13 protein-coding genes are annotated in these 18423 nt (G+C 69.0%); 3 read left to right on the top strand and 10 right to left on the bottom strand.

Translation table 11 applies throughout. The features are described 5' to 3' along the window. A partial coding sequence (locus KUA19_RS44210) for a fibronectin type III domain-containing protein (RefSeq protein WP_372451941.1) occupies nt 1–759 on the top strand: 759 nt, incomplete at its 5' end. Between the two features lie 64 nt (nt 760–823). Further along, nucleotides 824–3340: a DUF4832 domain-containing protein gene (locus KUA19_RS34380; protein WP_217402933.1), complete on the top strand. Its 2517-nt coding sequence runs from the start codon at nt 824–826 to the stop codon at nt 3338–3340. 93 nt (nt 3341–3433) lie between these two features. Here KUA19_RS34380 and KUA19_RS34375 read toward each other — a convergent pair whose 3' ends face one another. The 10 genes from KUA19_RS34375 to KUA19_RS34330 form a co-directional block, all read right to left on the bottom strand. Beyond that, entirely contained in the window at nt 3434–4450 is a 1017-nt protein-coding gene (locus KUA19_RS34375; protein ID WP_217402932.1) for a GNAT family N-acetyltransferase, read from the bottom strand. A gap of 99 nt (nt 4451–4549) precedes the next feature. Continuing rightward, entirely contained in the window at nt 4550–5434 is an 885-nt protein-coding gene (locus KUA19_RS34370) for a serine hydrolase domain-containing protein (RefSeq protein ID WP_372451946.1), read from the bottom strand. 185 nt (nt 5435–5619) lie between these two features. Further along, the gene (locus KUA19_RS34365; RefSeq protein WP_217402930.1) at nt 5620–6006 is read right to left on the bottom strand and encodes a RidA family protein; all 387 of its coding nucleotides are present in this window, start codon (nt 6004–6006) and stop codon (nt 5620–5622) included. A gap of 77 nt (nt 6007–6083) precedes the next feature. Further along, entirely contained in the window at nt 6084–6491 is a 408-nt protein-coding gene (locus KUA19_RS34360) for a hypothetical protein (protein ID WP_217402928.1), read from the bottom strand. Between the two features lie 105 nt (nt 6492–6596). Then, nucleotides 6597–13004, bottom strand: a complete 6408-nt coding sequence (locus tag KUA19_RS34355) for an RHS repeat domain-containing protein (RefSeq protein WP_254550548.1) — start codon at nt 13002–13004, stop codon at nt 6597–6599. A 382-nt stretch (nt 13005–13386) separates the two neighbouring features. Then, nucleotides 13387–14643, bottom strand: a complete 1257-nt coding sequence (locus KUA19_RS34350) for a C39 family peptidase (RefSeq protein WP_217402926.1) — start codon at nt 14641–14643, stop codon at nt 13387–13389. Between the two features lie 154 nt (nt 14644–14797). Further along, nucleotides 14798–15607, bottom strand: coding sequence for a class I SAM-dependent DNA methyltransferase (locus KUA19_RS34345; RefSeq protein ID WP_217402924.1), 810 nt, complete (start codon nt 15605–15607; stop codon nt 14798–14800). 98 nt (nt 15608–15705) lie between these two features. Next, nucleotides 15706–16620 (bottom strand): serine hydrolase domain-containing protein, encoded by a 915-nt coding sequence (locus KUA19_RS34340; RefSeq protein WP_217402920.1) that lies wholly within the window; start codon nt 16618–16620, stop codon nt 15706–15708. 68 nt (nt 16621–16688) lie between these two features. Further along, on the bottom strand, nt 16689–17282 hold the full coding sequence (locus KUA19_RS34335; RefSeq protein ID WP_217402915.1) for a histidine phosphatase family protein: 594 nt from the start codon (nt 17280–17282) through the stop codon (nt 16689–16691). After that, nucleotides 17282–17713: an NUDIX domain-containing protein gene (locus KUA19_RS34330; protein WP_254550547.1), complete on the bottom strand. Its 432-nt coding sequence runs from the start codon at nt 17711–17713 to the stop codon at nt 17282–17284. Before KUA19_RS34330 ends, KUA19_RS34335 begins: the two co-directional genes overlap by 1 nt. A 425-nt stretch (nt 17714–18138) precedes the next feature. On the opposite strand from KUA19_RS34330, the gene KUA19_RS34325 reads away from it, so the two are divergent. Next, nucleotides 18139–18375, top strand: coding sequence for a hypothetical protein (locus tag KUA19_RS34325; protein ID WP_217402913.1), 237 nt, complete (start codon nt 18139–18141; stop codon nt 18373–18375). The last annotated feature ends 48 nt before the right edge of the window (nt 18376–18423 follow it).

Below are 18423 nucleotides of genomic sequence, written 5' to 3'. Positions count from 1 at the left end.
ACCGGCTGCTCGGGCGACTGCACCGCGCCGAGCGCCCCGGTGCTGTCCTCGACCGGCAAGTCCGACACCACGGTCAGCCTCTCCTGGACGGCGTCGACGGACAACGTCGGGGTGACCGGGTATGAGGTGTTCCGGGGTTCGACCCTGGTCGGCAGCCCCACGGGCACTTCGTTCACGGACACGGGGCTGGCGGCGTCGACGGCGTACTCGTACACGGTGAAGGCTCGTGACGCGGCGGGCAACCGGTCGGTGGCGAGCAATGCGGTGTCGGTGACCACGGACGCGGCGCCGCAGCCGCCGACGGGTCTGGTGCTGGACAACTTCGACGGCACGCCCGCGTATCCGTCATCCACGCAGAACGACCTGGGTAAGTGGACCGGGGCCAACTGTTTCCTCGACGGCGGCGGTTCGGGTGTCGTCACGGGTGGGGCGTTGAGTCTGCGCTACAACAACTGTGGCTGGTTCGGGTCGGATGTCGGGGTGGATCTGAGCTCGTACACCTATCTGGTGGTGCGGGTGAAGGGTGCCGCGGGCGGCGAGCAGACTCATTTCAACCTGGGTCTGGGTGGTGCGACGAAGGTGTTCGGGGACTTCACCCTGGATGGTGGCGCGCATCCGGTGATCACGACGTCGTATCAGGACATCAGGATCCCGATGGTCGCCAACGGGATCAACCGTAACTCGCCGTCCCAGCTGGCCATGGGCTTCTGGTACGGCGGCAACTCCACCATCATCATCGATCACATCACCTTCCAGTAGCAGTCCGGCCGCCTGGCCGGGTGCTACCCGGTCAGGCGGCCTCCCTCCCCGACAGGAAGGCACCATGACCATCCGCTCCCTGCGGCTGTTGACCGCGACAGCACTGCTGGCCGCACTGGGCGCCGTGGCGATCGACGCCGCGCCCGCCCAGGCCGCCACCGTCACCTACCAGGCCGATCTCGCCACCGCGTTCGCCAACCCCGAACGCGGCTTCCACAACCGGTACGAGATCATCAACGACCCGGCGGTCAACGACTACGTCAACGCCGCCACCATCCCCGGGTTCAACCCCGACCTGCTCGACCGCACCTTCGCCCGTGCCAAGGCCGACGGCGACACCATCGTGCACAGCTACGTGCACCTGGACAAGTACAAGACCGAGGCCCTGCCGCAGGCGCTGCTGAACAACCTCACCTCCGGCCTCGCCGCCGTCCGCGCTGCCGGTATGAAGATCGTGCTGCGCCCGGCCTACACCTGGGACGGGTACGCCAGCGTCGCCGAGTCGCAGATCCTGGCCCACATCGCCCAGATCAACGCGGTCGTCTCCGCCAACGCCGATGTCGTCCTGCACCTGGAGACCGGCTACCTCGGCGCGTGGGGCGAGTGGCACACCGGCACCCTCACGAACTCGTCCTCGGTCGAGGAGGCCCCGGCCCGGTACCGGATCGTCAAGAAGATCGCCGACACCACCCCGGCGTCGATCCCGATCGTCATGCGCTACCCGATCTACATCAAGGAGGTCACCGATCCGACCTCGTGCGTGGTGCCGGAGGGCTGCACGCTGACGCAGGCGCAGAAGGACCGCATCGGCTTCCACAACGACTGCTTCCTGGCCGACGCCAACGACATGGGCACCTACGACAATCCGTCCTGGATGGGGTGGTACTACATCGAGCAGAAGAAGCAGTGGATGTATGACCTGGCCACCTCGACCGGCACCAACAAGATGGTCGGCGGTGAGACCTGCGGCGCCGACGGCTTCAACGACGCCGCCTGCGTCAACGCCCAGGCGGAGATGAGCAAGCTCAACTTCACCGAGATCAACGAGGACTACGCGGCGGTCAACACCGACAAGTGGAAGGCGTCGAACCTGGCCGCCTCCGGCAACGACCCGGCCGAGACCTGCTTCGTACGCATCAAGCGCAAGCTCGGCTACCGGCTGCGGCTGCTCGACGCCACGTTCCCGACCAGCGTCACCCCGGGGACCAACCTGAGCTTCACCGCGCACCTCAACAACGACGGCTGGTCCGGCCTGATCAAGAACCGGCCCGTCTACCTCGTGCTGCAGAACGCGACCAACCGGTACAACCTGCCGCTGGCGTCGGTCGATCCCAGGACCTGGCCGGCCGGGGCGAGCACGGTCACCGCCAGCGTCGCGGTGCCCGGCAACGCCGCGTCGGGGACCTACAAGCTGGCACTGTGGCTGCCCGACCCGACCACCGCGCTGCAGTCGCGCCCCGAGTACTCGGTGCGCCTGGCCAACACCGGCACCTGGGACGCCACCAACGGCTACAACGTCCTATCCACCGCCGTCACCGTGGGCACCTGCACGGGCGACTGCACGGCACCGTCGGTGCCGTCGGGTCTGACCGTGACCGGGGTGACGAACACGAGTGTGTCGCTGTCCTGGTCACCCTCGACCGACAACGTGGGCGTCACCGGCTACCAGGTGCTGCGCGACGGAGCGCAGGTCGCGACAGCGACCGGTACCTCGTTCACCGACACCGGCCGCAGTCCGGGCAACACCTACCAGTACGCGGTCCGGGCCGTGGACGCGGCGGGCAACGTGTCGGCGTCGTCGGCGACCGTCTCGGCGACCACGACCGGCTGCTCGGGCGACTGCACCGCGCCGAGCGCCCCGGTGCTGTCCTCGACCGGCAAGTCCGACACCACGGTCAGCCTCTCCTGGACGGCGTCGACGGACAACGTCGGGGTGACCGGGTATGAGGTGTTCCGGGGTTCGACCCTGGTCGGCAGCCCCACGGGCACTTCGTTCACGGACACGGGGCTGGCGGCGTCGACGGCGTACTCGTACACGGTGAAGGCTCGTGACGCGGCGGGCAACCGGTCGGTGGCGAGCAATGCGGTGTCGGTGACCACGGACGCGGCGCCGCAGCCGCCGACGGGTCTGGTGCTGGACAACTTCGACGGCACGCCCGCGTATCCGTCATCCACGCAGAACGACCTGGGTAAGTGGACCGGGGCCAACTGTTTCCTCGACGGCGGCGGTTCGGGTGTCGTCACGGGTGGGGCGTTGAGTCTGCGCTACAACAACTGTGGCTGGTTCGGGTCGGATGTCGGGGTGGATCTGAGCTCGTACACCTATCTGGTGGTGCGGGTGAAGGGTGCCGCGGGCGGCGAGCAGACTCATTTCAACCTGGGTCTGGGTGGTGCGACGAAGGTGTTCGGGGACTTCACCCTGGATGGTGGCGCGCATCCGGTGATCACGACGTCGTATCAGGACATCAGGATCCCGATGGTCGCCAACGGGATCAACCGTAACTCGCCGTCCCAGCTGGCCATGGGCTTCTGGTACGGCGGCAACTCCACCATCACCATCGACCACATCACCTTCCAGTGATCGACTGACGGGAGAGCCTGCCAGGGCGTTCCGACGAGAGCGAAGCGCCCTGGCAGGCCAAAGAGCGGCCATTGATCTTCTGCCGGCTGGCGGTCACGTCGCCGGCACCGACAGTTGGAAGACCGACCAGCCGTCCACCGGCTGGAAGCCGAGCCTTGTGTTGACCGCCCGCATGTGCGTGTTCTCCTCGGCGTTCCACGCGTCTATGACGTGCAGCGCCGGCTCATGTGCCCGTGTGTAGGAATGGTTGGCCGACTTCACGATCAGCCCGAGACGCCGTCCCCGGTGGGCCGGCTCGACGATCGTGACCCGCTGCCGCGCGTGAGTGTCGTCGTCGGCTTCGAACGACAGCTTGGTGCGGGCGACGATCTGACCGGTCGCGTCGTGCCGGGCCGCCGTCGAGTACCAGCGGTGGCCGCGACCCAGCTGGGCCGCCTCCTGGCCGCGTAGCCGGTCGGCGTCGTACGACGCCTGCTCGACCGCCAGGTCACCGGTGGGGGCGTCGAGCATGAGCCGGCTCTGCAGCGCGGCGACGTCGTCGATGATCTCTTCGGGTACCGCGTCGCGCCACTGCACCAGCGAGTACCCGGCCGCATGGGTCCACGCCTCGGCGACCGCCGCCTCGTTCACCGATCGGTCGGGGATTCGGCACCGGGACCTGATGCTGGTCACGCCGGGCTGGTGACCGCGGTGGGTGAGGCAGCGGTAGCCGGCCTCGTCGCGGGCAGCGCCGCCGGGCAGTGCGCGAACCGTCTGGATCTCGATCAGGCTCCGGTGGTGCCGTCGGGCGGCCGCGTAGACGTCCTCCAGCAGCCTGGTGCCGATGCCGCGGCGCCGGTGCTGCGGGTGCACGATCAGGTCCAGGTGGACCAGGCTCAGGTTCTCCGCCTGGGGCAGCAGGTACGACGCGGCACCGACCACCCGGCCGCCATCCCAGGCCAGCATCGCCTCTTCGGTCGAGGCGAACCAAGGGTGCTCGAACCGGGTGGTGTGCTCCTGTCGGCTGGGGGTGGGAAAGTCGGGCAGGTCGTGGCGGGTGACCGCGACCATCAGGTCGTACCACTGGCCCATCGCCACGGAGTCGGCCGGATCGAGCTGTGTGATGGTCATGCCGCATAGTCCGGCGGGCGTGACCGATTGGCAATTGAATTACCTCACCATGACGACACGTCAATGCGGCGGCAGGTGCTGCCCGCCCGACTCCGGTGGTCAGTTCAGCGCGACGGTGAGCAGTTCGTTGAGCACCGCCATGTTCGTGGCCTCGGAGTCGCTGAGCACCACGATCCGGCGGTTCGAGGCGGGCAGGCAGGCCGCGAACGAGCGGAAGCCGGAGTTCCCGCCGGTGTGATGGAACCAGGCCTCGTCCCCGAACGAGCCGAGGAAGCAGCCGTATCCGTATCCGCGTGAGTCCGGTTCCTGGCCGGTCGCGGCGTGCTCGGTCAGCATCAGGTCGCGGTGCCGGGCGTCCAGCAGCCGCCCGGTCCGCAGGCCGTCGAGCCAACGGAGCAGGTCGCCGGTGGTGGACCAGATGTCGCCCGCGCCCATCCCGACGACGTCCAGCTCGTAGGAGGGCAGCGGTTCGCCGTCGGCGCCGTGGCCGCGCGCGACGGCGGGCCGGTCGCCGGGCGATCCGGCGAAAGTGTCGGCCAACCCCAGCGGCCCGAAGATCTCCTGGGCGAGCACGTCGCGGTACGGCCGGTCGGCGGCTCGCGCCACCACGTGCGCCAGCAGGACGTACCCCGGACTGCTGTAGTGCCAGCCGTCGCCGGCGGCGAACATCGGCTCCACCTGGCGGAACGCCGCCAGCAGCTCGGCCGGTGGCACCGGCCGGAACAGATCGATCATCGGGTACTCGTCCCAGTGCCCGAGCCCAGATGTGTGCGCGAGCAGGTGGTGCAGCGTGATGCCGTCCCAGGACGGCGGGCAGTCGTCGATCCAGCGGTCGACCCGGTTGTCCAGGCGCAGCAGGCCGCGCTGCGCCAGCAGGAGCACTGCCACGGCGGTGAACTGCTTGCTCACTGATGCGATCTGGAAGCGGGTGCGGGACGTGTGGCCCGCGGCGACGACGTCGGCGAGCACCGCATCATCCTTCATGGCCAGCAGCGTGCCCCGGACCTCCGGCATGACCGACATCGTTGGACCCTAGACCGCGGGCCGTTCCTCCGCCACTCGACGGCGAGGACGGGACACCGCCACAGTTCGGCCGGATCGGCGAACCCGGTGGTGCGGAATCAGGCGTCCCCGGCGGCGCTGCCGCCGCCGGGACCTGTCGGCGGGCACTACTTCGGAAGGTGCGCGTCCACTTCGATCTCGATCTTCATCGCCGGAGAGGAGAGCCCGCACACCAGCATCGTGGCGGCCGGCCGCACGTCGCCGAAGTACCGTCGCAGCACCGGCCAGCAGGGCTCGAAGTCCGCCGCGTCGGGCAGCAGGTAGCGCACCCGCACCACGTCGGCGAAGGCGCAGCCCGCCTCGGCCAGCGCGGCACCGATGTTGCGCAGGCACTGCTCGGCCTGCTCGACCACGTCGTCGGAGATCGTCATGGTGGCGTAGTCGAAACCGGTCGTCCCGGACACGTACACGCGGTCGCCATCGACCACGGCACGGGCATAGCCGATCTGCTCCTCGAAGGTCGAGCCGCTGAGGATCGCACGTCGTTCAGTCACGCGCTGAAGGTTAGGCAACCGACTTTCGTGGGTGTGACCAGGGTCGGCCGGTTCAGTCCTCGGTCGCGACGATCCGATCAGGTGTCGTATTCGCCGTTCCACGGCGGGTAGAAGGCGAGCCCTTGGGGAACCAGCTCAGCCCGTTCGCCCACGTCGTCGGACTTGTCGAGCAGGCCCCACTTCCGGCCGTGCGCCGTGATCTCGAACAGCCGGATGCCGATGTCGCCGTAGCTCACCCCGGAGAGCTGCCCGATCAGCGTCGCCAACACGGTCGGCGCGTCGCCCGGCGCGGTGTCCGGGCGGAACTCGGTGCGCAGGTGGTTGCCGTCCTGGTCGAACAGGTGCAGGGCGACGGTGATCCGCCAGTCGCCGCCGACCCGCTCGGCGGCGGTGCAGCCGAAGAACTGACCGCCGTCGTGCCGGCCGATGTCCGCCGTCCGATAGTCCGGCTCGTAGCCAACGGGGATCACCGTCGGAAGGGTCATGGCGGGCACGATATCAGCACCTCAGGCGCGCCACTGCCCGTACGGCGGACGGCCGGGGCCGCCCACCTGGCTGGTGGGCGGCCCCGGCCGTCGTGCTACTGCTCGTTACCAGTGGAACAGGTCGGACATGGCGTCACCGAGTTTCGCCCCGACCACGCTGCCGACATAGCCGAGCACGACCGCGCCGACGGGGCCGGCGACCGCCGCTCCGACCGCGCCGAAGGCGATGCCGCAGGCGATCGAGGTGCCTTCACGGACTGCCGTGCGGACCTTCTCGCCAGGAGGCGCGTTGATCACGTCGTACACGCCGATACCGATGTCGATGACATCACCCACCGGACCGGCGTACTTGGCCACGGTGCCGAGTGCCGCCACCGCACCGCCGGTGGCGAGCATCCTGCTCGCCCCCGAGCCGCCGACCAGCCTGCTGACGTCGGCCGCCTCGTCGATGAGGCCACCTGGCGCCGCCCTCGCGGCAGCGAGCGCATCCGCGTTCGCCTGCGCCAGGCCGTTGCGACCGCGGTTGGCGGCGGCGGTGTGATCCTCAGGCCCGGGATCGATCTCGTGGATCGCCGTCTCCCAGGCCTGGACGGATCCCCGGGGACTGCCCTCTGCGCGGATAATCATCTGTGCGTTGTCGCCGTACGCGGCCATGTCCGCGGGTGTGTACCGGCCCGTCGGGTCCCAGGGGCCGGTATAGCCCGGCGGGGGCATGTTGGCGAGATTGCCGGTGATGCCGGTCTTGACGAGGTTCCCCGGAACGTCGTCGCCGTCCATGATCTGGTAGAGGACGTGCCGTCTGGGGTTGCTGTGGGCGTTGCCGTGCCCACTGGGCGCGGGCCTGGGCGCGGCCGGGTTCGGGTACAGCCGACCGTTTCTGTCCGGGATCCAGTTGGGGATCGAACCGCCGTCGTCGTCGACGCGCTCGCCGGTCGGGTCGGCGTTGCTGTTCGGGTTGTTCGCGCCGTAGCCGTAGGCGTTGAGCTGCTGCGGATCGTCGGTGGTCAGCTTCGGGTCGACGCTGATGAACCGGCCGACTTCCGGGTCGTACTGTCTGGCGCCGACCTGGGTCAGCCCGGTGTTGAGGTTCTTGGGCTTGTCCAGGAACGCCCGGTTGTCCGGCGCCGTGCTCGCCGGGCCGCGGTCCGCTCCGTAGGGAGTCGTCTGCCGCCAGGTCGGGACCTGCGCGGTGTTGTCCAGGTACAGCGCCGGGGTGCCGTGCCGGTCACTGATCACGTACGAGTACGCCGTGGTGGCCGTTCCCGTCCGCACCGCCTTGCCGCCGCCCGGCAGCGGGTAGTAGCGCACCCCGCTCTGGGTGTTGGTGCCGGTGTTGAGGGTGATCTGCTGGGTGCCGAAGTAGAGGGTGGTCTTCCCCGGGTCCTTCTGCAGCAGCAGGCTGCCGTCCGCGTCGTAGAGGAACGTGGACGGGCCGCCCGTGCCACCGGTGACGGCGGTGAGCCGGCCGGCGTCGTCCCACGTGAACGACTGGCTGCCCTGACCGGCGTTGCGGGTGAGCATGTTGCCGGCGGCGTCGTAGGTGTAGGTGGTCGATCCGGTGCTCGCGCCGGACTTGGTGGTGCCGGTCAGCGTGTGCGGCTGGCCGGCTCCGTTGCCGTTGTAGGTGAAGTCGACCGTGGTGGCGGTGCCGCCGGTGGTCGAGTGTTTCACCTGCTGCTGCCAGCCGAGCGGGTCGGCGGTCCAGGTCGTCCAGTAGGCGCTGGACGCGCCGAGCCCGTCGCCGACCATGGCCGAGCTGCCCTCGGTCGGCTGGACGGCGCAGTCGTCGGTCGCCGTCCAGGCCGCGACCAGCTGCTTCAGCTCGTCGTACCGGCTGCACTGGTCTTCGATCAGGGTGGTCGACCCCAGGCGGGTCGACTTCTGGCGCTGGACGTTGCCGCCGAGGTCGTAGTAGTAGTCCTGCTGGTCGACGGTGCTGGGTGTGGTGGCGGTACGGGTCACCAGCTGCTGTTTCAGCCAGCCGGTGGTCGGGTCCCAGGTGCTGGTGATCGCGGCCTGGTTGGTCCCTGTCCCGATGAGCGACTGGCTGACCCGGCCCCATGCGTCGTAGGTGACGCCCTGGCCGTAGCCGACCAGCCCGCCGAGCGTGTTCGGCTTGTCGAGCACGCCGGAGTAGCCGTGCAGCACGGTCTCCGCCGGCAGTCCGCCCTGTGCGGGGTAGATGTCCTTGAACGGCAGCCCGGTCGTCGTGGTGAAGACCTGGCTGAAGGTGTAGGTGCCGGCCAGCCCGCCCTCGACCGAGGGAATGGTGGTGGTGGCACCGGTCGACTGGCCGAAGATGTTGAAGTTGTTCTGCTGGACGGTGTAGGCGTTGCCGCCCCAGTACGCCGTGGACGAGGTCTGCTTGCCCTTGGCGTAGGACATGTTCGCGATCGCGCCGTCTGAGTTGTCGTACACCCAGCTTGCGATCTTGTTGGAACTGCTCTGCTGGGCGACGGTCGACGTGTGCGCCGCGATCTTGCGGTTCAACGCGTCGTAGACCGTCGAGACGGTCTTGGTCAGCGAGTTGGTGCTCTGCTTGATGTTGCCGTTGCCGTCGTACAGGATGCCGGTCGTCGCGCCGCCGTCCGGGTCGGTCTTGCTGGTGACCTGGCCCAACAGGTTGTAGTTGAAGGTCCAGGTGCGGGGGCCGGGCGCCGTGATGCTCGACTGGTTGCCCTGCGCGTCGAACCCGTAGTCGACGGTGTAGGCCGTGCCGCCGTTGACCGAGAACTTGTCGGTGAAGACGTCGAACGGGATGTTCAGGGTCGGCCGCACGCTGTAGCGGCTCATCGCGATCTGCCGGCCGAGCGCGTCGGTGACAGACTGCTGCACCGTCCCGCCGACCGGCGGGATGATGGTGGTCCGGTCGCCGTTGTACACGGTGACGGTCCGGGAGACGAACGTGTTGTTCTTCTCCACGTCCTCGTAGACCACGCGTCCCAGGCCGTCGTAGGTGAAGGCGGTCTGGTTGGGCAGCTGCGGGGGTGGGGTCACCGCGGTGGGTGCGATCAGCGACATGGCGGGTGTGGTGTTCGGATCCCACCAGCCGTTGTCCTTGCGCCGGACCCAGCCGCGGCTGTCGTAGTACGTGTCCTCGACCAGCCGCCCACCCTGCGGAGTCATCTTCTGTGTCTGCCGGGTGCGCAGCAGCGCGTCGTAGATCAGCGTGGAGGTGATGTACCCGGATGAGTCGTTGAGCTGCTGTGACGTCGTCGCGCTGAGGCCGTTGTTCAGCACCTGGTAGGTGAACTTGAAGTTGGCCGGCGTCGTGGTGGTCCGGTTGTTGAGCCAGACGCCGGTCAGCCGCCCGAGCGCGTCGTAGCGCTGGGTGGTGACGACGTTGTTGATGTCGGTCGCCGTCAGCGTCAGACCGCGCAGCGGGCTGAGGGTGCTGGTGGCGGTGTGCGACAGCGGCTTGCCGACCGACTTGGCGGTGACCAGGCCCACCGAGTTGACGGTGAAGCCGTACGTGGTGCGGTTGCCGTTGCCGTCGTACTCGTCGGTCATCCGGCCGACGGTGTCGTACGCGGAGCGCTTGGTGGTCTGCCACTCGTAGGCGCCGGCGGTGTAGGTGACCGCCTTGCGCTCCATCGTGACGTCACCCTTGCTGACCGAGGTCTGCGGGAAGGTGAGCGACCAGGCCGGATCGTCGTAGTAGGTACGGGTCGAGGAGATGACCTGGCTGGGCCGGCTGACCGAGGTGGGCGCGGTCAGCGTGTTGAGGCTGCCGGGCACGGTCGGATTCGCCCCGAGCGCGAAACCGCCGCACGCCGCCCCGGTGGTCTCGCTCTCCGCGCTGAGCCCGACCAAATTCTTGGCCGTGTTGACCGGGGCGTAGGTGTGGACGGTGCACTTGTCGAACGCGGCGTTGACCGGGATCGAGTAGCTGTACACCGCCTTCGTCACGCCGAAGGTGGCCGAGGCCGTGCTGTCGTCGTACGACGTGGTCGTCGCACTGGTCCGCCAGGTGGTGGCCCCCGGGCCGGTGACCGCCTGCCGGGTGTACTCCAGCACCGTCGCGACCCGCTTGGCGGTCAGCGCGGGCAGGCCGGTCCGGCTGCGCGTCGCCGAGGCACCCGACACCCAGTACGACGAGATGCTGGAACTGTCGACCGCACCGCCGTCACCGAGGTAGGAGGTGGTCTCCAGGGTCTTGCCGGCCAGCTCGTCGTGGTCCTCGTGCACGCCGCCCTGCGAGTCGGTCACGTTGACGACGGTGGTGTTGTTGTTCTTGGACATGCCCCGGTAGTAGGTGGTCTCCGACAGCGTCTGCCGGTCGTTGACCCCGTCACCGTTGCGCGTCTGCACCCTGCCGTAACCGCGGAACTGGCCGTACGTACGGTCCTTGGCCTTGACCAGCTCGTTGTCGTCGAAGTGCCAGGCGGCGCCACCGAGATAGCTGTACGAGGTCGACAGCGACGGTGCCCCGCCGGTCGGATCGGTCGCCGTCACCTTCGTCACGGCGTACTTGTGGAACCAGTCCTTGATCGGATCCGTGTAGCCAGCCGGGGTCCACGAGACCGGGTAGCAGGACGAGGTGTTGGTGGCCGCGTTGATCGTCACCGGCGCGGTGCACGGATTCGGCAGCCCGTACGAGACCGTGGTCACCGACCCGGTCTCCGAGGTGACGCTCTGGATGCGGTACTTGTAGAACGCGGGCAGGCCGTCGGTGACGGTGTCCACCCGGTTCTGCAGCTGGATGCTGCCGAACTGGATCGGCGGCGCGGTCACCGCGCCGGTCGCACCGGCCGACGTGTCGTGGCCGGTCCGGGTGATCGAGGCCAGCCACAGCGTGGGCGAGGTGCCGTCGCCTGTCGGCGGGATGGTCTGCGCCAGCGCGTACGTGTCGACCGGCTGGTAGTCGGAGGTGGTGGTCGAGTACTGCTGGGTGACGACCGACGTGAGCCGGACCGTGGAGAAGAACGCCGGGCCCTGCGAGTTGCAGGTGGCGCCGGAAGCGCAGACCAGGTCGAACGGCACGTCCGGCCAGTTGGCCTTGTTGGAGCTGCTCAGCGGCGAGCAGGTGCCGACCAGGCAGCGCTCGGCGGTGTTGAACTTCACCCGGTTGGGCACGGTGCCGTAGGCGTTGCCGTCGGTGAAGCCGTAGTCGATGTGGTCCAGGTGGCTGTTGCGCACGTAGGACGTCATCGTGGCGCCCTTGTTGCGGCCGTAGAAGTTCGTGTACTGCTGGTAGTAGTACGACATCGCGTTGCCGTGGACGTCGACCACGTAGTCGAGGTTCCACTTGTAGGCCATCGTGCACCACGACGAGCTGAAGCCCGAGGAGTTGTAGCAGGGGCCGCCCGAGTGCGGCGAGTAGACCGGCTCGGAGTCCGTCGAGTTGGTGAGGGCCTTGCCCGAGGTCCAGCCAGGCAGCTTGTTGCGGCCGAAGTAGTAGACGGTGCCGTTGCGCGAGGTCACGGTCCAGTAGTCGGTGTTGTAGGTGCCCGAACCGTTGTTGGAGTTCGTCACGTGCGCGATGACGGACCCGTCGTCCTTCTCCGGCTTCCACACCGACGCGGTGGCGTCCCAGACCAGCGCCGCCGACGATCCGTTCAGCGACAGGGACATGATCTTGCCGTTGTAGCACATGTCCGAGGTCTTGACCGGCGAGTCGACGCCCTCCGGCTTGTCCGAACAGGGCGTGAACGACTGCTCGATATAGGACGTCGGCGTCGACCAGCCCTCGCCGACCCACGAGGCCTGCGCCTGGGTGGACGCGGTCTGCCCGTCGATGCCGCCCGAGTCGTAGTTCAGCGCCATCTCGGCCATCAGCGCTGACTGTGCGGGCGGCACGGTCAGCGGGTAGGAGTAGGTGAACGAGCCGTTGCTGCCACCGGCGTTCCAAGTGCCGGACGGCTTGAGCTCGGTGGCCGCGTAGGTGCCGCCGGAGCCGCCGTCCGTGCCCGGGTCGGACGACGTCACTGCCAGCACCATCGTCCGCTCGCTGCCGACCAGGTCGACGTCGGCCGACACGCTGCGGCCGACCAGGTCGTTGCGGGACGAGCGCAGCGGCTGGCCGGTGCGGCAGGCGGCGACCTGCGGCGTGGTCAGCGCGCAGGCCGGCAGCCGCACCAGGCGCAACCGGGACGCGTAGTTGCCGCCGTAGGCCTCGGCGAAGGCGCTGTAGTCCAAGCCCACCCGCATCGCGGCGCCGCCCGCGGCCTTGGTGGACACCGAGAACACCACCCCGCTCACACCCGCGGCACGGGTCTTGACCTGGTCGGCGATGGCGATGGCGACCTCGGTGGGCGAGGTGGCGCCCCAGTCGCGTACGGCATGCGACTGCAGCCAGACGGGGGTATGGGCGCCACGGGTCTTCGTGCCGAGCTGCTGTCCGCCCGTGCTGGGCGCGAGCGTGACAGATTCAGATGAGGCCTCGGGGAACCGCGGCTTCGCCGGCTGGTAGTTGCCGGCCGCCCGGTCGGGCTTCGGGCCGGGGAATCGGGGGGCCACCTCGGTGACCTGGGCGACGCGCGGACCTGCGTCCGGCGCGGGCGGAGCGGTCATCTTCGGTGACCCGGGTGGGGCGGCAACCACAACGCTGGGTCCGGAGATCCAGGTGAACGCGGCGGTCATTGCCGCGATCACGGCCAGCCTCCGTTGTCGGCGTCTTGATCGGACGACGAGCATGGCACTCCTCAGGTCGCATCCTCGGCTCAGTCGGATGAGCCGGTCGCCGCGCCAGTGCGGAAACGATCACACAATTACATTGACCGTTACCGTGCTGCTGACCCGATTGGAGGCCGTGAGATAACAGCTGTACAACAATCGGCCGTCCACTATGGACTTATGGCATGCATGGTTTTCGAAGTCACTTTGGGTGGCGGCAGCCTGGCGGGTCGACCTCGACCGGTGTTGCGGCTGAGGTCGACGCGGGTGCCCAGGCCGATTACCAGTTGGCCTGGGCCGGGGCGGGCGGGAGGGCTACGCCGGGCTGCTTGATCACATACACGACGCCACCGCTGGTCTTCAGCCATGCCGCCTCGAACTGGGTGCGCCCGACGGTCTTACGGACGGCCGCGTCGGTGGCGGAGGCGGGATCGTTCAAAATCGGCTGGCCGGTCGCGGAGAAGCCGACCAGCACCAGCAGGTGCCCGTTGGTCGAGTAGGAAAGGCCTGGAATCTCGTTCTTGCCGAACGACAGCGAGAAGACCAGCGGAATGCCGGCGGCGATGAACTTCTCCGCCTCGTTCAGCGAGCGCAGCCGCGTGACGAAACCGTCCAGGCCGAATCGACCCGCGTACGCGGTGTTGAACGGCCAGTTGCCGGTGCCGTTGTAGTTCAGGTCGTAGGTGTTGCGGGCGGCATGATCGACCCACGGGTCGGCGTAGCCCGGGTTCACCCACGCGTAGTCTGCGGGAGTGGGGCCGGTGCCCCAGAATGCGACGACCATCGACGTCGAAGTCGGGCTGCACCACGCCTCACCGCCGCCGTTGTACTGCGGGTACTGTCCCGCGTGGATTTCCTGTGAGTACTGCGGCACGTTGAGCGTGATGCCCTGCGCGGCCGACGGCGTCGTGGCCGTACCGGCCCCGGACACGGCGGAGGCGACCACGCCGACGCTGTGCACCACCGGCGTGAGCGAGCCACCGGCCGGCCGGTACAGGGTCACCCGGACCTGCCAGCTGGTCAGCTCCCGACCCGCCGCCGCGGTCCAGGTGTCGATCGCGATACCGCCGTCGGTGTCGGTCTGCCCCGGCACGGACGTACGCTGCACACTCGTATCGTCGGCAGCCCACCGGCCCATGATCTTCCAGGCCGAAGTGTTGCCCGCGGCGGTCACGCCCCGCAGCTCCACCTGCACCCACGTGGCGCCTGACGTATCGGCCGTCCAGGACGCGATCGCCTCGGTCGCCGGGAATCCGGTGATCACCATCGGCGACGTCCAGCTCGCGTAGTCGTAGCTGGATCCAAGATACGTGAACTGACCGGCCGCGGACGTGATGCGCAAAGCGCCACCCGATGTCGCGGTGCCGAGGTGGGTACCGGTGCCGAAGTCGGCGTCCGAGCTCCAGCCCTTGTACGCGATGTTGCGCGGCCCGGGCGGCGGCGGGGGCTTCGCGGCCCATGCCGGGCCGACGACCCCGGCCAAACCGATCGAGGCACCCCCCACCAAAGCCGACCGAAGAACTGCTCTGCGTTCCATGAACCCCTCCACCTGTGATGGGAAACTTCGACACAGGGTCTCGCAACGGAGAGATCCTTCACAATGCCTGATCGGTCGGTCATCAGACCGGTGGCGGCGGCCGTCTCGGGGTACGCGAAGGCGCACGAGGCCGGGTGGCCAATGAGGAACTCGCTCAGTCCTTGGTCGCGACGATGCGGGGGCGTACGTCGTACCAGCCGGGCAGCCATTCGACGCGGCCGAACCCGGCCCGCTGGACCGCGTCGTGGTACTCGTCCTCGGTGAACAGGGTCATGACGTGTTCCTCAATCCAGTAGCGCACGTCGGCGCCGGGCTCGCCGAGCAGGTAGTGCATGGTCATGATCGAGGTGTGGCCGTCCTGCCGCGAGTAGCACATGCCGGTGAGCTGCCGGTCGCCGTCGCGGGCCACGGACGTGTGCACCGTCTCGGGGGTCCACTGGTCCGGCGTGTACCACGGCTCCAACACCAGCACGCCCCCCGGCTCCAGGTGCGCCGCCAGGCAGTCGAGGGTCTGCCGCAGTTCGGCGACCGACCGGGTGTACCCGATGGCCGAGAACAGGCAGGTGACGGCGCTGAAAGTGCGGTCGAGCCGGAAGTCGCGCATGTCGCCCGGGTGAACGGAGATTCCGGGCAACCGTCGCAGGGCCTTGCGGCGCATCGCGTCGGAGATCTCCAGTCCCTCGACGTGGTCGAACACGCCGCGCAGGTGCGCCAGGTGCAGCCCGCTGCCGCAGGCGACGTCGAGCAGGCTGTCGGCGGCGGGGTTGCGCTGGTGGATCAGCTCGGCGATGTCGTACGCCTCGGTGGCGTAGCTCTTGCCGATCGAGTTGCCGAAGACGAGGTCGTACGCTGTGGCGAGGTCATCGTCGGGCCCTGGCCGCCCGGCACCGTCCCCGGCTCGCGGCCGCGTCACGGTCAGCCCGTACTCGACCGAGGCGCAGTCCCCGGCTGTCGCGCCCGTCATCGGCGCCCGCCCGTGGCGTGCGGGCGACGTCGGCCGGGTCTGGATGACTTCACAAGTTGCTCAACCTAGCAAACCGGTTGTGGGCACGGGCCGGGATGTCATGCGGCGGCCGCCGCGGCGACCAGGAGTGCCATCTCCTCCAGGGCCGACCGGGAGAACCCTTCCCGCCGGCGGTCCGGGCTGCCGGTGGTGACGATGGTCAGCGCGAGATCCGGCGTCACGAGCACACACTGTCCGGCCCAACCGGCGGCGACACAGGTACGCACGCCGCCGTCGTCGGCGATCCACCAGAGGTAGCCGTAGGCGCGGTCCGGCGGGGCGCCGCTGGGGGAGTGGGCGGTCCAGGCCAGCTCCCGGTAGGCCGCGGGCACCGCCGTACCGGTGCGCCACGCCTCGCCGAAACGCAGCAGAGCCCGGGGCGGCAACCGTGCGTCGCCGAACCCGTACGGCACACCCTCCGGGTCTGTCGGCCAGATCATCTCGGCACAGCCCACCCGCGCCAGGACCCGATCGGCGGCATACCCGAGCAGCCCACCGGTGACCTCGTGCAGCACGGCGGCGAGCAGGTGCGCGGCGCCGTTGTCGTAGCAGCACACCGCGCCCTGCGGGGCGGTCTGCGGCTCGCGCAGCAGTTCGTCCACCCAGCCGCTGGGCAGCTCTCTGATCTGGTCGATTCCGGTCATCCCGCCCGCCGCCCCGGAGGTCATCGACAGCAGGTGGTGCATGGTGGCGTCGCGCCGTGCCGGTGGCACCCGGTCGCCGAGCAGGTCCCCTAGGGTGTCGTCGAGGCGGACGAGGCCGTCGTGCCAGGCCCAGCCGGCGACCGTCGACAGCAGCGACTTGGTCACGCTGGCGATGGTCGGCACGGCTGTGTCGAGGCCGTCGGCGGGCAGGTCGTACGCGGCGATCTCGACGCCGTGCCGGGCGACCAGCAGGCTGCTGGTGTGCGCCAGCTCCGGTTCGGTGCGGCACCGTGCGGCGAGCGCGGCGGCGGCCTCGGTCAGGTCGGTCATGACCGGTGTTTCCTACGAGACCGGACGGGCAACCGTCAACCGGATTCGGTCTCGGCCCGTCGGTGTCGTCATGGTCGCAGCGGTGGCGGGAAGCCGGTCCACCGCAGCTGTTCGGGCAGGTGGGACAGGTCGTTGAAGACGACCAGCGTGGGCGGCCGCTGCTCGCTGTACCGGATGACGGTCACGGCGCAGTTGGCCTGGTTCAGGCCGAGCCATCGCCGCTCGGGCGCGTCGAGGGCGTGCCGCACCAGCCACGCCACCGCGAACGCGTGTGTGATCACCAGTTCGTGGACATCCTGATCGGGTGGTGTGACGAACCGGTCGACCAGGTCGCGGGCCCGACGTGCGCCGTCGGTGATCTCCTGCTCGGTGTAGCCGTCGAGGAACCCCTGCCACACCGGTGGCAGCAGCTCCTGTTCGGGTACGTACGGCACGTAGTCGTCGGCCAGTTCGCTCGTTGCCACCGGCACGCCGGGCAGGTGCGTGGCGATCAGCTGCGCGGTCTGCGTGGCGCGCGGCAGTGGCCCGTGGTGCACGGCGGCGATCGGCGTCGCGGACAGCCGCTGCCCGGTCAGTTCCGCCTGGCGTCGCCCGTTGTCGGTGAGGTGTCCATCCGCGCCGGCCTCGCCGTGGCGGACCAGGTACAGCGTGCGCGTGGCCATCAGGCGCGCCCGGCCAGAGCCGCGTATTCGGGGGAGGTCAGGAACCGTTCCAGGGTCTGCCGGGTGCCGGGGGTGAACGGGCGCCCGTCGAACACCTGCGCGGCGGGGACGAACACGATCGCCGCGCCCTCGCCGACCACGACGTCGTCCTGTACCGCCGAGGTGGCACCGTAGAAGTAGTGCTTGACCCGGTTGTGTTCGGGCAGGTGCTGGGTCTCGAACAGCCGCAGCGGCCCGTCCGGACGCAGCGACGTCTCCTCCCATAGCTCCCGGGGTGCCGCCTGCTCGGGGGTCTCGCCCGGCTCGACGTGTCCGCCGGGCAGTCCCCAGATGTCGGGGTAGTTCGGCGCGTGCTCGTCGCGCAGTTGCAGTAGCAGCGCCCCGGCCCGGTCGACCAGGAGCACCGCGGACAGTTGTACGGGCTCGATCATGCCCGCCACCCTAACCCGGCTGCGCCGACGCGGCGGGGCCCCGGGTCGAGGAGCGCCGTCGCGCCCGGCCCAGTGGCGTCGGTCCGATACGCGCAGCCGAGCGGGGGTCGGTCTACACCGGTTTCCGCAGGTGGGCCTGTCGGTGAACATGCCGTGGTCGCGGCCATTGAACCACCGCGAGCAATGAGCTCGTTCCGGGGTACGCATCTATTGCCAGGTGCGTGGGGCGGGTGTGGTTGCGGTCGGCGGAGTGGAGTTGTGTCGTACCCGGTCTCTAGCGTCGCGGTCGTGTCCGATGTGCGGGGTGGCGCTGGTCTGGTGGTGCAGGCGTACCGGTTCGCTCTGGACCCGGCTCCGGGCCAGGGCCGTGATCTGTACCGGCATGCCGGTGCGGCCGGTTCGCGTTCAACTGGGCCCTGGCCGCCGTGCGCGCCAACCTCGACCAGCACGCCGCAGAACGCTCCTACAGCCTGACCGACGCCCAGCTCACACCGGTGCTGGCCTGGAACCTGCCGGCGTTGCGCCGGGCCTGGGACGCGGCCAAGCCGCAGGTGGCGCCGTGGTGGCCGCAGCCGACAGCAACACGACAACTCGATACCGGAGTTCACTCAGTTGCAACGGTACTGCCAACAGTGTCCATCAATGCCCCCGTGGGGACATGATCACTATTCGGAAGGAGATCGTCCGGAATGGGCGCTACAGTGCCGGGC

It is taken from the genome of Catellatospora tritici, assembly GCF_019083965.1.
Lineage (GTDB): Bacteria > Actinomycetota > Actinomycetes > Mycobacteriales > Micromonosporaceae > Catellatospora > Catellatospora tritici.
Note: the sequence above shows the minus strand (reverse complement) of the source record. Positions and strands in the feature narration are given on the sequence as shown.

Bases quoted from the DNA above. Each gene is read 5' to 3' on its own strand.
- KUA19_RS34380 (WP_217402933.1), top strand. From the start codon at position 824: ATGACCATCCGCTCCCTGCGGCTGTTGACCGCGACAGCACTGCTGGCC.
- KUA19_RS34375 (WP_217402932.1), bottom strand. From the start codon at position 4,450: ATGACCATCACACAGCTCGATCCGGCCGACTCCGTGGCGATGGGCCAG.
- KUA19_RS34370 (WP_372451946.1), bottom strand. From the start codon at position 5,434: ATGAAGGATGATGCGGTGCTCGCCGACGTCGTCGCCGCGGGCCACACG.
- KUA19_RS34360 (WP_217402928.1), bottom strand. From the start codon at position 6,491: ATGACCCTTCCGACGGTGATCCCCGTTGGCTACGAGCCGGACTATCGG.
- KUA19_RS34355 (WP_254550548.1), bottom strand. From the start codon at position 13,004: ATGACCGCTCCGCCCGCGCCGGACGCAGGTCCGCGCGTCGCCCAGGTC.
- KUA19_RS34350 (WP_217402926.1), bottom strand. From the start codon at position 14,643: ATGGAACGCAGAGCAGTTCTTCGGTCGGCTTTGGTGGGGGGTGCCTCG.
- KUA19_RS34345 (WP_217402924.1), bottom strand. From the start codon at position 15,607: ATGACGGGCGCGACAGCCGGGGACTGCGCCTCGGTCGAGTACGGGCTG.
- KUA19_RS34340 (WP_217402920.1), bottom strand. From the start codon at position 16,620: ATGACCGACCTGACCGAGGCCGCCGCCGCGCTCGCCGCACGGTGCCGC.
- KUA19_RS34335 (WP_217402915.1), bottom strand. From the start codon at position 17,282: ATGGCCACGCGCACGCTGTACCTGGTCCGCCACGGCGAGGCCGGCGCG.
- KUA19_RS34330 (WP_254550547.1), bottom strand. From the start codon at position 17,713: ATGATCGAGCCCGTACAACTGTCCGCGGTGCTCCTGGTCGACCGGGCC.